The 15,622-nt window shown below is 62.4% G+C and carries 12 protein-coding genes; 10 read left to right on the top strand and 2 right to left on the bottom strand.

The genetic code is table 11. The annotated features are described in order from the left end of the window. The first annotated feature begins 6 nt into the window (after positions 1-6). From HX792_RS21255 to HX792_RS21245, 3 genes are read left to right on the top strand one after another with little or no spacing between them, the layout of a single operon-like run. Complete coding sequence (locus tag HX792_RS21255; protein WP_176997937.1) at positions 7-315, top strand: hypothetical protein; 309 nt, start codon at positions 7-9, stop codon at positions 313-315. An 18-nt stretch (positions 316-333) separates the two neighbouring features. Beyond that, on the top strand, positions 334-1,011 hold the full coding sequence (locus tag HX792_RS21250) for a response regulator (protein WP_010208358.1): 678 nt from the start codon (positions 334-336) through the stop codon (positions 1,009-1,011). Continuing rightward, a complete protein-coding gene (locus HX792_RS21245) occupies positions 1,008-2,354 on the top strand; it encodes an ATP-binding protein (RefSeq protein ID WP_176997936.1) in 1,347 nt (448 codons plus the stop codon). The genes HX792_RS21250 and HX792_RS21245 overlap by 4 nt, the downstream gene beginning before the upstream one ends. Before the next feature lie 242 nt (positions 2,355-2,596). Here HX792_RS21245 and HX792_RS21240 read toward each other — a convergent pair whose 3' ends face one another. Continuing rightward, the gene (locus tag HX792_RS21240; protein WP_176997935.1) at positions 2,597-3,595 is read right to left on the bottom strand and encodes an AraC family transcriptional regulator; all 999 of its coding nucleotides are present in this window, start codon (positions 3,593-3,595) and stop codon (positions 2,597-2,599) included. 339 nt (positions 3,596-3,934) lie between these two features. Between HX792_RS21240 and HX792_RS21235 the strand changes: the two genes are divergently transcribed. The 5 genes from HX792_RS21235 (at position 3,935) to HX792_RS21215 (ending at position 9,902) form a co-directional block, all read left to right on the top strand. Beyond that, on the top strand, positions 3,935-5,266 hold the full coding sequence (locus HX792_RS21235; RefSeq protein WP_176997934.1) for a dicarboxylate/amino acid:cation symporter: 1,332 nt from the start codon (positions 3,935-3,937) through the stop codon (positions 5,264-5,266). Between the two features lie 253 nt (positions 5,267-5,519). Then, a complete protein-coding gene (locus HX792_RS21230) occupies positions 5,520-5,990 on the top strand; it encodes a (2Fe-2S)-binding protein (protein ID WP_176997933.1) in 471 nt (156 codons plus the stop codon). Then, positions 5,987-8,308, top strand: coding sequence for a xanthine dehydrogenase family protein molybdopterin-binding subunit (locus tag HX792_RS21225; protein WP_176997932.1), 2,322 nt, complete (start codon positions 5,987-5,989; stop codon positions 8,306-8,308). Before HX792_RS21230 ends, HX792_RS21225 begins: the two co-directional genes overlap by 4 nt. Next, positions 8,308-9,294 (top strand): XdhC family protein, encoded by a 987-nt coding sequence (locus HX792_RS21220; protein ID WP_176997931.1) that lies wholly within the window; start codon positions 8,308-8,310, stop codon positions 9,292-9,294. The genes HX792_RS21225 and HX792_RS21220 overlap by 1 nt, the downstream gene beginning before the upstream one ends. Then, on the top strand, positions 9,291-9,902 hold the full coding sequence (locus tag HX792_RS21215; protein WP_176997930.1) for a nucleotidyltransferase family protein: 612 nt from the start codon (positions 9,291-9,293) through the stop codon (positions 9,900-9,902). Before HX792_RS21220 ends, HX792_RS21215 begins: the two co-directional genes overlap by 4 nt. Positions 9,903-10,085: 183 nt before the next feature. Here HX792_RS21215 and rne read toward each other — a convergent pair whose 3' ends face one another. Next, positions 10,086-13,238: a ribonuclease E gene (gene rne / locus HX792_RS21210; RefSeq protein ID WP_218172741.1), complete on the bottom strand. Its 3,153-nt coding sequence runs from the start codon at positions 13,236-13,238 to the stop codon at positions 10,086-10,088. A 759-nt stretch (positions 13,239-13,997) separates the two neighbouring features. Between rne and rluC the strand changes: the two genes are divergently transcribed. Both rluC and HX792_RS21200 read left to right on the top strand, forming a co-directional pair. Further along, on the top strand, positions 13,998-14,957 hold the full coding sequence (rluC, locus tag HX792_RS21205) for a 23S rRNA pseudouridine(955/2504/2580) synthase RluC (protein ID WP_016973682.1): 960 nt from the start codon (positions 13,998-14,000) through the stop codon (positions 14,955-14,957). Then, a complete protein-coding gene (locus HX792_RS21200; RefSeq protein WP_176997929.1) occupies positions 14,944-15,606 on the top strand; it encodes an HAD-IA family hydrolase in 663 nt (220 codons plus the stop codon). The genes rluC and HX792_RS21200 overlap by 14 nt, the downstream gene beginning before the upstream one ends. Positions 15,607-15,622: the final 16 nt, after the last annotated feature.

Here is a 15,622-nt window from a genome sequence, read left to right as displayed (position 1 = left end):
AGCCCCATGACTGCGATCAAAAAGCTGATGTTGGCGTTATCCATGCTCAGTGCCACTGCCGGCGTCCAGGCGTCCGACGGTGCCTTCGCGGCATTCGGTAGCGAGAAAACCAAGAAATCCAGCACGTTGATCCAGCGTGTCAGCTTTGAAGAGGTGGGCAGCCAGGCCGCGCCCTGGGGCCAGTCCCTGGGCCTTGCCACGCCGCAACCGGCCTACCGTACCGGCTATGAACACCTGACGGGCCAATACAATGGCATTAAACTGCGCCCGCAAGACCTGCAGGGCCGCTATGATATCCCTCTGTCGGACAGTTGAATCGCCTTGGAGAGCCTTATGAAATTGCTGGTGGTAGAAGATGAGGCGTTGCTGCGTCATCACCTGTTTACCCGCCTGACCGACAGCGGGCACGTGGTCGAAGCCGTGGCCAACGCCGAAGAAGCCTTGTACCAGACCGGGCAATTCAACCATGACCTGGCGATCATCGACCTGGGCCTGCCCGGCATGGGCGGCCTGGACCTGATCCGCCAACTGCGCACACAGGCCAAGACTTTCCCGATCCTGATCCTTACCGCCCGTGGCAACTGGCAGGACAAGGTCGAAGGCCTGGCCGCCGGTGCCGACGACTATGTGGTCAAGCCGTTCCAGTTCGAAGAGCTGGAGGCGCGGATGAACGCCTTGCTACGCCGTTCCAGCGGTTTCACCCAGTCGACCATCGTCGCCGGCCCGTTGCTGCTGGACCTCAACCGCAAGCAGGCGTCCCTGGATGAACAGCCTCTGGCGTTGACCGCGTACGAGTACCGCATTCTCGAATACCTGATGCGCCACCATCAGCAGGTGGTCGCCAAGGACCGCCTGATGGAACAGCTTTACCCTGACGATGACGAGCGTGATCCGAATGTCATCGAAGTGCTGGTCGGCCGCCTGCGTCGCAAGCTGGAAGGCCCGGCCGGGTTCAAGCCGATCGACACCGTGCGCGGCCTGGGTTACCTGTTCAATGAGCGCTGCCGTTGATTCGCTCGCTTCGTGTGCGCTTGATGTTGGCGGCCGCCACCCTGGCCGTGTTGTTTATGCTCGGTTTGTTGCCGGCCATGCAAGGGGCGTTCAGCCTGGCGCTGCAGGATTCCATCGAGCAGCGCCTGGCGTCGGATGTCACCACGCTGATTTCAGCGGCACGCGTTGAAAACAACCGTCTGCTGATGCCGGCGCAGTTGCCGGACGAACGTTTCAACCTCACCGATAGCCGCTTGCTCGGCTATATCTACGACCGCGAAGGCCACCTGGTGTGGCGTTCGCGCGCCACCCAGGAAGAAAACATCAACTACAAGCCGCGCTATGACGGGCGCGGCAACGAGTTTGCGCGGATCCGCGAGGCCAATGGCCAGGAATTCTTCGTGTACGACGTCGAAGTCAGGCTGTTGGGCGGCAAGAGCGCGGCGTTCAGTATCGTCGCCCTGCAACCGGTGCGTGAATACCAACTGACCCTCGAAGGCCTGCGTGAGAACCTCTACCTGGGGTTCGGCGCCGCCTTGCTGGTGCTATTGACGCTGTTGTGGCTGGGCCTGACCTGGGGCTTGCAAGCCCTGCGGCGCCTCAGCCAGGAACTGGACCAGATCGAAGGCGGCACCCGTGAAAGCCTCACCGAGGAACACCCGCGTGAGCTGCTGCGCCTGACCGGCTCGCTCAACCGCCTGCTGCACAGCGAGCGCGAGCAACGGGCGCGTTATCGTGACTCCCTCGATGACTTGGCCCACAGCCTGAAAACCCCGCTGGCGGTATTGCAGGGGGTGAGTGAGGACATGGCCCAGCGCCCCGAAGACCGTGGCCAGGCCTGGGTGCTGCAATCGCAGATCGAGCGCATGAGCCAGCAGATCGGCTATCAATTGCAGCGCGCGAGCCTGCGCAAGAGCGGCTTGGTGCGCCACCAGGTGCGCCTGGAACCGGTGGTGCAAAGCCTGTGCGACACACTGGACAAGGTCTACCGCGACAAGCGCGTGACCGTGGCCTTCGAGCTGCCCGAGGACTGTGATGTGCCGATCGAGAAGGGCGCCTTGCTCGAAATGCTCGGCAACCTGCTGGAAAACGCCTACCGCCTGTGCTTGAGCAAAGTGCGCATCAGCCTGGTGGAAAACCCGGAAGGCACCGAGTTGTGTATTGAAGACGATGGCCCAGGCGTGCCGCCCGACCAGCGCGCGCGGATCCTGCAGCGCGGCGAACGCCTGGACCGCCAGCACCCGGGGCAGGGGATCGGGCTGGCGGTGGTCAAGGACATCATCGAAAGCTACGGCGCGCGGTTGACCTTGGGGGATTCGCCTTTGGGTGGGGCGGCCTTCAAGATTCATTTTCCGGCGGTGTGATCTCTATTGACCGTGCTGGCCTCATCGCAGGCAAGCCAGCTCCCACATTTTGAACTGTGAACCCCTTCAAGTGTGGGAGCGGGCTTGCTCGCGAAAGCGTCACTCGCATCAATACTCATCTGACGCCATCGCCGGCAAGCCAGCTCCTACAGTTAATGCATTCACACATATTTTGAATTGTGAACGGGATCGAGTGTGGGAGCTGGCTTGCCTGCGAAGAGGCCGGTGCAGGCGACACACCTCTAACTCTCCTGCGCGCGATACGCCCCCGGCGTCACCCCCGTCCACTTCTTGAACGCCCGATGAAATGCCGACGGTTCGGAAAACCCCAGCTGCTCGGCAATCTCCTGCAACGACAAATCCGCCCGCCCCAAATGGTAGATGGCAATGTCCCGCCGCAGCTCATCCTTGAGCGCCTGGAAGCTGGTGCCTTCCTCACGCAAATGCCGACGCAGGGTCTGCGGGCTGATGTGCAGGTGCTGGGCGACGGCCTCCAGGTCTGGCCAGGGCGTGCGGTCGCGGCTGAGCAGGCGGCGCAATTGGCTGCTCAGGCTGTCGCCTTCATCCGGCCGTGACAGCAGGTCGGCGGGGGAGCGTTCGAGAAAGTGCTTGAGGGTGCGTTCGTCCTGCAACAGCGGCAGGCTCAGGTAGCGGCTGGGAAACACGAGACTGCTGTTCGGTGCGCCGAACACCTGGGGGCAGGGGAACAGCAGGTCATATTCGCCCGCGTGGGCCGGCATCGGGTAACTGAAGGTGGCCTGGTTCAGGCGAATACGCTGGCCGATCAGCCAACTGCCCAAGCGATGCCAGATCACCAGCAGGCATTCGCTGAGGAAGTGATCGGGGTCCCATAGCTGCGAGTCGTCCAGGCTCAAGCGGGCCATGTCGCCCTCTCTTGTCAGGTGCCAACGCGGACCCTGCGGGAATAGGCTATAAAAGAGTAAGCCGCGTTCCAGAGCCTTTTCCAGGGTGCGGCAGTGGATCAACGCATGGCACATCATGGCGAAGGTGCCGCGCTTGCTCGGCCCCTCGGCAAAGCCCAGGTATTCGTCGTCCAGCGCCAGCCAGAGCATTTGCAACAGCCGGGTAAACTGCTCTGGCGCAATGCGGGCGCGGGGTTCGGTCAGCAGCTCGGGGGTAATGCCCACCTGCTGCAACAGCCCCGAATAGTCGTAACCGGCCCGGCGCGCACCGCCGAGGGCGGCCCGGGCGTAGTGACTGGCGATGGTACGTTCACGCATGTGAGGGCCTCGTCCATGGAGTGGCGGATGTTAGCCATCACCTGCCGGGGCGACAAGGCGGATATCCGCCAATTTGTAGGACAGGATTGGGCGAGTGGGCGGAATTCCGCCACTGTGTTCGGGGCGCTGGCAGGTGGATGAAAACCCCAAGCCCTGATGTCTAAAGGCCTTCAGGGTTTTTAAGGAAAGTGGCACGGCGTTTGCGATAGAGATGACAGCGCAGGCCTGCTTTAAAGGACCTCGCAAACAACAAATCCCTCCAGTGCAGGAGGGTTCGCAATTCAAGTGTCGTGGGCAATGGCGGATCTTTGCCACACGGGACGATTGAGGAACTTTGCAATGACGACTCGTCAGCCACTGTACAAATCCCTGTATTTCCAGGTGATCGTTGCAATCGTTATCGGTATTTTGCTCGGTCACTTCTACCCGCAGACCGGTGTGGCCCTCAAGCCACTGGGTGACGGCTTTATCAAGCTGATCAAAATGGTCATCGCCCCGATCATCTTCTGCACCGTTGTCAGCGGCATCGCTGGCATGCAAAGCATGAAATCGGTCGGCAAGACCGGCGGCTACGCGCTGCTGTACTTCGAAATCGTTTCCACCATCGCCCTGCTGGTAGGCCTGGTCGTGGTCAACGTGATCGAGCCGGGCGCCGGCATGCACATCGACGTTACCAAGCTCGATGCCTCGAAAATCGCCACCTACGTGACTCAAGGTGCGGACCAGAGCGTTGTCGGCTTCATCCTCAACGTGATCCCGAACACCATCGTCGGCGCCTTTGCCAACGGTGACATCCTGCAAGTACTGATGTTCTCGGTGATCTTCGGTTTCGCCCTGCACCGCCTGGGTGCCTACGGCAAGCCGGTACTGGACTTCATCGATCGCTTCGCCCACGTGATGTTCAACATCATCAACATGATCATGAAGCTCGCGCCAATCGGTGCCCTGGGCGCCATGGCGTTCACCATCGGCGCCTACGGTGTAGGTTCCCTGGTGCAACTGGGCCAGCTGATGATCTGCTTCTACATCACCTGCATCCTGTTCGTGGTCGTGGTGCTGGGCGCCATCTGCCGCGCGCACGGTTTCAGCGTGTTAAAGCTGGTTCGCTACATCCGTGAAGAGCTGCTGATCGTACTGGGTACTTCCTCCTCCGAATCCGCACTGCCACGCATGCTGGTCAAGATGGAGCGTCTGGGCGCGAAGAAATCCGTAGTAGGCCTGGTGATTCCAACCGGCTACTCCTTCAACCTCGACGGTACTTCGATTTACCTGACCATGGCTGCCGTGTTCATCGCCCAGGCGACTGACACCCACATGGACATCACCCACCAGATCACCCTGCTGCTGGTGCTGCTGCTGTCCTCCAAAGGCGCAGCAGGCGTGACCGGTTCGGGCTTCATCGTACTGGCTGCCACCCTGTCGGCCGTGGGCCACCTGCCGGTTGCCGGCCTGGCGCTGATCCTGGGTATCGACCGCTTCATGTCCGAAGCCCGCGCACTGACCAACCTGGTGGGTAACGCCGTTGCCACCATCGTTGTGGCCAAGTGGGTCAAGGAACTGGACACCGACAAGCTGCAGCGCGAGCTGGACTCTGGCGGTACCGGTATCTCCGAAACCCGCGAGCTGGATGACCTGGGCGTGGCCGAAGGCCCTGCACCTGTCGTCAAGTAAGCCGCTGATGGCGTGAACTGACGCCGCAGCAACCCACAAACGCCCCGACTTGTTCGGGGCGTTTGCGTTTCTGCCCGGCCACTCCCGGGTTTTTTGGTTTACATTAAGTAAATGCTCCATCAAAGGCCCGGTGAAGACCCGTCTTCACAAGAGAGCCTCCTCAGCCTGAGCCGATCTGCGCGCACCGAACCAGCAAGACCTTTTGCGCCAGATGGCTCGCCCCTCAACGCAGTGTGAATAGGCGGGCGTGCCCATGATTACCCTGAAACTCAACGGTCAAGACCATCAACTGGATGTCACCGAGGATATGCCGCTGCTGTGGGCGATTCGCGACGTGGCGGGCTACAACGGCACCAAGTTCGGCTGCGGCATGGGCCTGTGCGGCGCCTGCACCATTCACATCGACGGATCACCGGCACGCAGTTGCATCACCCCGATCGGCTCGGTCAAAGGCCAAGCCATCAGCACCATCGACAACCTGCACACCGATCCCATCGGCCAGGTGGTGCAGCAAGCCTGGCTGGACACCGCCGTGGCCCAGTGCGGCTACTGCCAGGGCGGGCAGATCATGTCGGCTACCGCCTTGCTGAAAACCAACCCGAACCCCAGCGATGAGCAGATCGAAGAGGCGATGGTCGGCAACATTTGCCGTTGCGGCACCTACAACCGTATCAAGACCGCGATCCGCCAGGCATCGACCCACCTGCAGGGGGCCAAGGCATGAGCCAGTTACCTGCTGATTTCGTGCTGAATAACCTCAGCCGACGTGGCTTCCTCAAAGGTGTGGGCGCTACCGGCGCACTGGTGATAGCTGCCAGTTGGGGCCTGCCCGATGCATTCGCCGCCGATGCCGTGAAGAAATACGGCGGCGACGCCATGCCCAACGGGCTGATCGATGACCCCAAGGTGTACGTCAGCATCGCCACCGACGGCACAGTGACCGTGGTGTGCAACCGTTCGGAGATGGGCCAGGGCGTGCGCACCAGTCTGAGCCTGGTGGTGGCCGATGAAATGGAAGCCGATTGGGCGCACGTGAAAGTCCAGCAGGCGCCGGGCGACGAAGTGCGCTACGGCAACCAGGACACCGACGGCTCGCGCAGCATGCGCCACTGGTATGAGCCGATGCGTCGCTGCGGCGCCAGCGTTCGGGCGATGCTTGAACAAGCGGCTGCCGATCAGTGGAAAGTGCCGCTGGCTGAATGCCGGGCGCAGTTGCATAAAGTGATTCACCAGCCAAGCGGCCGTGAGCTGGGTTACGGCGAATTGGCCGCCACCGCCGGTGCGCTGGCGGTACCTGCCCGTGACAGCTTGCGCCTCAAGCCAGCGTCGGAATTCCGTTATATCGGCAAGGAAGGCGTCAAGGCCATCGACGGCGCCGACATCGTCAACGGGCGCGCAGTCTACGGCGCGGACGTGCATTTCGACGGCATGCTCTACGCCACCATCGCACGGCCTAAAGTGTATGGCGGCAAGGTGAAATCCTTCGATGCCTCGGCGGCCTTGAAGGTGCCGGGTGTGATCAAGGTGCTGGAAATCGAAAGCCGCCCCTTGCCCTCCGAGTTCCAACCCCTCGGCGGTGTGGCCGTGGTGGCCAGCAACACCTGGGCCGCGATCAAGGGCCGGGAGGCGCTGAGCATTGTCTGGGACGACGGCGTGAATGCCGGCTACAACTCCATCGACTATCGCAAGGAGCTGGAAGCCGCTGCCTTGAAGCCGGGCAAAGTGGTGCGCAACACCGGCACCCTCGACCAGGCCATGGGCGAGGCCGACAGCACCCTGGAAGCCGCCTACTACCTGCCGCACCTGTCGCAATCGCCAATGGAGCCGATGGTCGCCATTGCGCGCTTCGACAAAGGTGAGTGCCAGGCTTGGGGCCCCAGCCAGGCGCCGCAGGTGACCCGCGAGCGCATCGCCGAGCGCCTTGGGCTGCCGTTCGATAACGTGACCTTCAACGTGACCTTGCTGGGTGGTGGCTTCGGGCGCAAATCCAAGCCTGACTTCATCATCGAAGCCGCTGTTCTGGCCAAGGAATTTCCGGGCAAGGCTGTGCGGGTGCAATGGACCCGCGAAGATGACATCCACAACTCGTACTTCCACACCGTGTCGGCCGAGTACCTCAAGGCCGGCCTGAACAAGGATGGCCTGCCTTCGGCCTGGCTGCACCGCACCGTGGCGCCGAGCATCACGGCATTGTTCGCGCCGGGCATGAACCACGAGGCGGCCTTTGAGCTGGGCATGGGCTTTACCAACATGGCCTACGCGATTCCCAATGTGCGCCTGGAAAACCCCGAAGCGGCGGCCCACACCCGCGTCGGCTGGTACCGTTCGGTGTCGAACATCCCTCACGGGTTTGCGATCCAGAGCTTTGTCGATGAGTTGGCCCACAAGGCTGGCCAGGATCCGCTGCAGTACCAGCTCAAGTTGCTCGGGCCGGACCGTCAGATCGATCCCAAGACCCTGAGCGATGAGTGGAACTACGGCGAATCCCCCGAGCGCTACCCGATCGACACCGCACGCCTGCGCGGCGTGCTGGAAACCGCGGCCAAGGCTGCCGGCTGGGGGCGCACGTTGCCCAAGGGGCGTGGCCTGGGCTTGGCGGTGCACTACAGCTTTGTGACGTACGTGGCGGCCGTGATCGAGGTTGAGGTCAAGGGCGATGGCACGCTGATCGTGCACAAGGCCGATATTGCCGTGGATTGCGGCCCGCAGATCAACCCGGAGCGCATCCGCTCGCAGTTTGAAGGCGCGTGTGTGATGGGTCTGGGCAACGCGGTGCTGGGCGAGATCAGCTTCAAGGATGGCAAGGTCCAGCAGGACAACTTCCATATGTACGAGGTGGCGCGCATGTCGCTGGCGCCCAAGGAAGTGGCGGTGCACTTGGTGACGCCCAAAGGCGAGGTGCCGTTGGGCGGCGTTGGTGAGCCCGGCGTGCCGCCGATTGCGCCGGCGCTGTGCAATGCGATCTTTGCCGCCACCGGCAAGCGTATCCGCAACCTGCCGGTACGTTACCAGTTGCAGGGCTGGCAAGAGGCGAAGGCCTGATGGACAGCGTGGATCTGAATGTCTTGCGCAGCGTGCTGGAGTGGCGCCGCGCCGGGCAACAGGTGGTGCTGTACAGCGTGGTGCAGACCTGGGGCAGTGCGCCGCGCCCGCCGGGGGCGATGCTGGCCCTGCGCGGTGATGGGGTGGTGATTGGCTCGGTGTCGGGCGGTTGCATCGAGGACGACCTTATTGCGCGCCTGCAGGACGGTCGGCTGGCGGATGACGGGCCACCGGTGCAACTGGTGACCTACGGCGTGACCCGCGACGAGGCCGCCCGATTCGGGCTACCGTGTGGCGGCACGTTGCGCCTGACTGAAGAGCGCGTGTTGGAGTGGGCCTGGGTGGCTGAGCTGCTGGCGCGTTGCGAGGCTCATCAGATCGTTGCGCGGGAGCTGGACCTGGCGACCGGTGAAGTCACCCTGAGCGATGCCAGCAAGACCGACGTGGTGAGCTTTGACGGCAAACGCTTGCGTGCCATCTATGGCCCTCGCTGGCGCCTGTTGTTGATCGGTGCCGGGCAACTGTCGCGTTATGTCGCCGAGATGGCGCGCCTGCTGGACTTCGACGTGCTGATCTGTGACCCGCGTGAAGAGTTTGTCTACGGTTGGGAGGAACAGCAGGGCCGCTTCGTGCCGGGTATGCCGGATGAAGCGGTGCTGAATATCCAGACCGATGAACGCACTGCCATTGTCTGCCTGACCCATGACCCGCGCCTGGATGACATGGCCTTGCTCACGGCATTGAATTCCAGGGCGTTTTACATTGGCGCGCTGGGGTCGCGGGTCAACAGCCAGAAGCGTCGGGAAAACCTGGCGCAGCTCGGCCTGTCGGCGGAGGCGATTGCGCGCCTGCACGGGCCGATCGGCGTGTATATCGGCAGCCACACCCCGGCGGAAATCGCTTTGTCGCTGATGGCGGAAATTGTCGCGATCAAGAATGGCGTGGCGGCGGTGCAGAAAAAACCGCTGTCGGTGCTGGCCGAGTGACAGTCACGGCGATTGTGCTGGCGGCAGGGCAGGGCAGGCGTTTTCGCACTGAAGCGGGGGCGGATAAGGATAAATTGCTGGCCGATTGCACGGGCCGGGATGGCGTAACGCGAGCGGTCATCGAGCAGGTGCTGGCGAATTTGCCTGCGCGCGTGGCACGGCGTCTGTTGGTGACCTCGCCTGAGCGTACGGAAGTGATTCGACTGGCCAAGGCCTATGGCTGTGAGGTTTTGCTGCTGCACTCGGCCGGCATGGGCGAGAGCATCGCTGCAGCGGTGGCGGCCAGTGGTTCGGCTGACGGTTGGCTGGTGGTCTTGGGGGACATGCCGTTCATTCAGTCGTCGACTATCGAGCAGGTGGTCGAGAGGCTGCAAGCGGATAGCATCCACGTCCCGGTGCAGGCGGGGCAGTATGGTCACCCCGTGGCGTTTGGTCATGGGTTCGGGCCAGGGTTGAGGGCGTTGGCGGGTGATCGCGGCGCTAGGTCGCTGTTTGCCGCTGGCGCTGTCAGGGAGATCCTGGTGGATGATCCTGGTGTGTTGTGGGATGTCGACTTGCCCTCCCTCCTGAGCTACACCCCACCTCCTGAACTGCCCTCCAGGTCCTGAATTGTCCCCGACCCTGTAGGAGCCCGGCTTGCCGGCGATGGCGCCCCCGGATATGTCGCATGGCTCAAGGGCCTCATAGCCGGCAAGCCGGGCTCCTACAGTGGATATTGGGGGTTGTATACGCGCAGCCAATAAAAAGCCCCGCCTGATCACTCAGGCGGGGCTTTTCAGTTACGGCTGGACTCAGGCGAGAGGTTTGCTCTCGTGTTCTGCTTCCAGTGCAGCAGCGGCGGCTGCGGCGGCCTCGGCTTCCTTGCGACGACGACGCACTTCACGTGGGTCGTTCGGCGCGCGGCCGTTTTCGGTCAGGGCGCTGGCCGGGGCGGCTTCGACCACCGGGGCTGCCACTTCGGCAACCACTGGGGCTTCAACCACTGGAGCAGGCTCAACAGCCGGTGCTGGTTCAACCATTGGGGCTGGCTCGGCAACCACGACTTCGGCAACCGGTGCTGGCGCTTCTTCAACCACTGGAGCAGGCGCTGGCGCTTCAACCGGAGTGGCGGGTTCGGCAGTCCATTGGAAGGCGGTCTGTTCTTCGCGAACTTCACGCACTTCTGGAGCGGCTTCAACCACTGGCTGTGGTTCAACGACCGGCGCAGGCTCAACCGCTGCCACTTCAACTTCTGGCAGGGTTTCTTGAACCGGGGCAACTTCCACTTCCGGAACAACCGGCGCTTCGATCGGGGTAGTGGCCTCGACAACCGGGGCTTCTACCGCAGGCACTTCAACCACTGGCGTTTCGACTACGGGTGCTTCAACCACGGGCGCTTCGGCTGCTGGAGCCTCGGCAACAGGTGCTTCAACAACAGCGGTGTCTTCAACGGCCGCAGTGGCGCGTTCAGCCTGCTCGTGAGCCTGGGCTTCAGCAGGTGCGCTGATGACCGAGCTGGCAACGGCAGCAGTGACGGCCAGGCCGGCAGCCAGTTCGGCGCCTGTTGGCTCCTGGGTGGTGCCTTCAGCGTTCTCGCCGGCTTCTTCCGAGCCTTCGATCACGTTGCCGTTGGCATCACGTTGACGCTCACGACGGTTGCTGCGACGACGCTGGCCACGGGAGCGGCGGCGCGGACGATCGCCTTCGGCGCCTTCCTGACCGTCTTCCTGCAGTTGCTCTTCGCCGGTCAGTACTTCTTCTTCACTGGCGGCAGCGGCTTGCTCTGCACGTGGCTGGCGTTCTTCACGCGGGGCACGTGGTTGACGCTCTTCACGTGGCGCACGTTCTTCACGCGGCTGGCGAGCCGGGCGTTCTTCGGCAACAACGGCAGCACCGGCAACGGCTGGGGCAGCATCCAGCGGTTCGCGCAGTTCACGCACGCGTTCTTCACGCTCGCCACGTGGCTTGCGATCTTCACGCGGAGCACGTGGTGTGCGCGGTGCGCGCTCTTCACGCGGTGCACGTTCTTCACGGGCTACGGCCGGGGTGTCTTCACGGGCTTCGCGAGGTGCACGTTCTTCACGCGGTGCGCGTTCTTCACGTGGGGCACGCTCTTCGCGCGGCTTGCGTTCTTCGTCACGGCGACCGTTGCGGTTACGGCTCTGCTGGCGACCGTTGCGACGTTCTTCGTTGCGTGCAGGGCGCTCGGCAGCTGGTTTTTCAACCACAACCGGTGCAGCTGGCTCTTCCTTGGTGGCGAACAGGCTGACCAGCGACTTCACCAGGCCCTTGAACAGGCTCGGCTCAGGCAGGGCGGCCGGTGCGGCAACTGGAGCAGCGGCTTCGGTTGGCACCGGAGCGTTGGCACGGGCCGGCGCTGTCTTGACCGCGGCTTCCTGGCGAACCAGGGTGCGGGTAGCAGCGGCTGGCTGGACTTCTTCCACTTCGGCAGCGGCAGCAGCGATTTCGTAGCTGGACTGGTTGTTGTGGGCTTCCGGGCTGTCATCACGCAGGCGCTGCACTTCGAAGTGCGGCGTCTCGAGGTGATCGTTCGGCAGGATGACGATGCGGGCACGGGTGCGCAGTTCGATCTTGGTGATCGAGTTGCGTTTTTCGTTGAGCAGGAAGGCGGCAACCGGAATCGGCACTTGGGCGCGGACTTCAGCGGTGCGGTCTTTCAGGGCTTCTTCTTCGATCAGGCGCAGGATCGCCAGGGACAGCGACTCAACGTCACGGATGATGCCGGTGCCGTTGCAACGCGGGCAGACGATGCCGCTGCTCTCGCCCAGGGATGGACGCAGGCGCTGACGGGACATTTCCAGCAGGCCGAAGCGCGAGATGCGGCCGACTTGCACGCGGGCACGGTCAGCTTCCAGGCATTCGCGGACTTTCTCTTCCACGGCGCGCTGGTTCTTGGCCGGGGTCATGTCGATGAAGTCGATCACGATCAGGCCGCCGATGTCACGCAGGCGCAGCTGGCGGGCGATTTCTTCAGCCGCTTCCAGGTTGGTCTGCAGGGCGGTTTCTTCGATGTCGCTGCCTTTGGTCGCACGCGCCGAGTTGATGTCGATGGACACCAGGGCTTCGGTCGGGTCGATCACGATGGAGCCACCGGAAGGCAGTTCGACCACGCGCTGGAAGGCGGTCTCGATCTGGCTTTCGATCTGGAAACGGTTGAACAGCGGCACGCTGTCTTCGTACAGCTTGATCTTGCTGGCGTACTGCGGCATCACCTGGCGGATGAAGGTCAGGGCTTCGTCCTGGGCTTCAACGCTGTCGATCAGCACTTCGCCGATGTCCTGGCGCAGGTAATCGCGGATGGCGCGGATGATGACGTTGCTTTCCTGGTAGATCAGGAACGGCGCGGAGCGATCCAGGGACGCTTCCTTGATGGCGGTCCACAGTTGCAGCAGGTAGTCGAGGTCCCACTGCATTTCTTCGCTGCTGCGGCCAAGGCCGGCAGTGCGAACGATCAGGCCCATGTCGGCCGGTGCGATCAGGCCGTTCAGCGCTTCACGCAGTTCGTTGCGCTCTTCGCCTTCGATGCGACGGGAAATGCCGCCGGCACGTGGGTTGTTCGGCATCAGGACCAGGTAACGGCCAGCCAGGCTGATGAAGGTGGTCAGGGCGGCGCCCTTGTTGCCACGTTCTTCTTTTTCGACCTGGACGATGACTTCCTGGCCTTCGCTCAGGACGTCCTTGATGTTCACGCGGCCTTCGGGAGCTTTCTTGAAGTATTCGCGGGAGATTTCTTTGAGGGGCAGGAAGCCGTGGCGCTCGGAGCCGAAATCGACAAAGGCAGCCTCAAGGCTTGGTTCGATGCGAGTAATACGGCCTTTATAGATGTTGGCCTTCTTTTGCTCGCGTGCACCGGATTCGATGTCCAGGTCGTAGAGGCGCTGGCCATCTACCAGTGCAACACGCAACTCTTCGGGTTGAGTCGCGTTAATCAGCATTCTTTTCATGTTGTACCGTCGGTTTCCGGGCTGCCGGAAACGGCGTTCGGCACACACGACTTCTCACGGTCGGTGTCAGGTGCGTCAAGAGTGGTTGGCCACTCCAGTGTCCAGCGACATCTGCCCAGAGGGGGCAAAGGCGCGACGGACGCGTCCTGCTTGTCTGCTGCGGCGCCACAGGCGCCACTTCAACAAAAGCTAAGGTCAGGAGGAGGAATCAACCGGCGACTGTGGACGAGATGAAGCGTCTAAATATAAGCCTAGTGCTACACGGTCCGACGGTTGTGCATCTCCACCCTACACGTATCCCTGATAATTCGGGTGCTGCCGCGCGCAGAATCCGCAGCGGGTTGGCATTTACCGTGTTCTCCAATGGGGAGTCCACGCTCATGGCTAAACAAGACTAGGTGTGGGCGGTTGCGCTCTCACTCAGCTCTTAACAGGCGTTGTTTCCGAAGCATTCGCCGTGGTCTGGCTCAAGACTGACTGCACTTTGTGAACTGGCCGTAAATATCGGCGCAGAACGCGAGTATTCACTCTGCTTTCTGCACTCGCTTCAGGCCTCATGTCACCTGCGCTCGTTACAATCTGGAGCCTTCCAGGGTGGCGAAAACCCCGTAGGACGGCCTCGCGTCCTGATGAATTGCGATGGTCAGGGCCGGCAGTTTGCCGCATGTCCTCTGGCCAGGCCGCTTTTGGCGGCGTTCGCGACTATAGCAGCAATGATTAAGTGCTTCAATTCCATAAAAAATTGTTATCATCGCCGCCATGACGACTCCCGACCCCCAGACCCCCAGCGTTCAGCTGCTCGAGGTCTCGCCGGAATATGCCGGCCAACGCATCGACAATTTTCTCCTGGCCAGGCTCAAAGGCGTGCCCAAGACCTTGATTTACCGCATCTTGCGTAAAGGTGAAGTGCGCGTGAACAAGGGCCGGATCAAGCCCGAGTACAAGTTGCAGGCGGGCGATATCGTCCGTGTGCCGCCGGTTCGCGTACCGGAACGCGACGAGCCTGTGCCGCTGGCCCAGGGCCTGCTGCAACGCCTGGAAGCCTCGATTGTCTTCGAAGACAACAAGCTGATCGTGATCAACAAGCCTTGCGGCATTGCGGTTCACGGCGGCAGCGGCCTGAACTTCGGCGTGATCGAAGCTTTCCGTCAACTGCGCCCGGACGCCAAGGAGCTGGAGTTGGTCCATCGCCTGGACCGCGACACCTCCGGCCTGCTGATGATTGCCAAAAAGCGCAGCATGTTGCGCCACCTGCACACCGCCCTGCGGGGCGATGGCGTGGACAAGCGCTACATGGCGCTGGTGCGTGGCAACTGGGCCAGCTCCATCAAGAGCGTCCGCGCGCCGTTGCAGAAGAGCAACCTGCGTTCCGGTGAGCGCATGGTGGAAGTGGACGAGGAGGGCAAAGAAGCCCTGACTCTGTTCAAGGTGCTGCGCCGCTTCGGTGACTTCGCCACCATGGTCGAGGCCAAGCCGGTGACCGGGCGTACCCACCAGATTCGCGTGCACACCCTGCATGCTGGCCACTGCATCGCCGGCGATACCAAATACGGCGACGAGGACTTCTCCAAGGAAATTCGCGACCTGGGCGGCAAGCGCCTGTTCCTGCATGCCTACATGCTCACCGTGCCGCTGCCCGACGGTGGAGAATTGAAGCTGCAGGCGCCGGTCGATGAGATGTGGGCCAAGACCGTGGAGCGTTTGAGTGTCGCACCTTGATTACAAGCTGCTGATTTTCGATTGGGACGGCACCTTGGCCGACTCCATTGGCCGGATTGTTGAATCCATGCATGCCGCGTCGGCCCGCTCGGGCTACGCGTTGTGCACTGATCTGGCGGTCAAGGGCATCATCGGCCTGGGGTTGCCCGAGGCGATTCGCACCTTGTACCCCGAGATCAGTGATGCCGAGCTCATCGCGTTCCGCGAGCACTATGCTGATCACTACATCGCGCTGGAGGCTACGCCTTCGCCCCTGTTCGAGGGGGTCAGGGCGTCTTTGGAAGCCTTCCGCGCGGAGGGTTATCACTTGGCAGTCGCCACCGGCAAGGCCCGTCGCGGGCTGGATCGCGTGCTAAAGGCGCATGGCTGGGAGGATTATTTTGATATCACTCGCGCCGCCGATGAAACTGCCAGCAAGCCTCACCCTCTGATGCTGGAGCAGATCCTGGCCCATTGCGGCGTGTCGCCGCGCCAGGCGCTGATGGTGGGCGATGCCTCCTTCGACCTGATGATGGCGCGCAATGCGGGCATGGACAGCGTCGCCGTCAGCTACGGCGCCCAGTCCGCCGAGGCGCTTGAGCAGTACGAGCCGCGCCTGACGATCAATCATTTTTCCGAATTGCAGGCCTGGCTCAGCCGGGCCCGATAAGTCTTTGCTGGGGTTA

This window comes from Pseudomonas sp. B6002 (genome assembly GCF_013385985.1).
Lineage (GTDB): Bacteria > Pseudomonadota > Gammaproteobacteria > Pseudomonadales > Pseudomonadaceae > Aquipseudomonas.
Note: the sequence above shows the minus strand (reverse complement) of the source record. Positions and strands in the feature narration are given on the sequence as shown.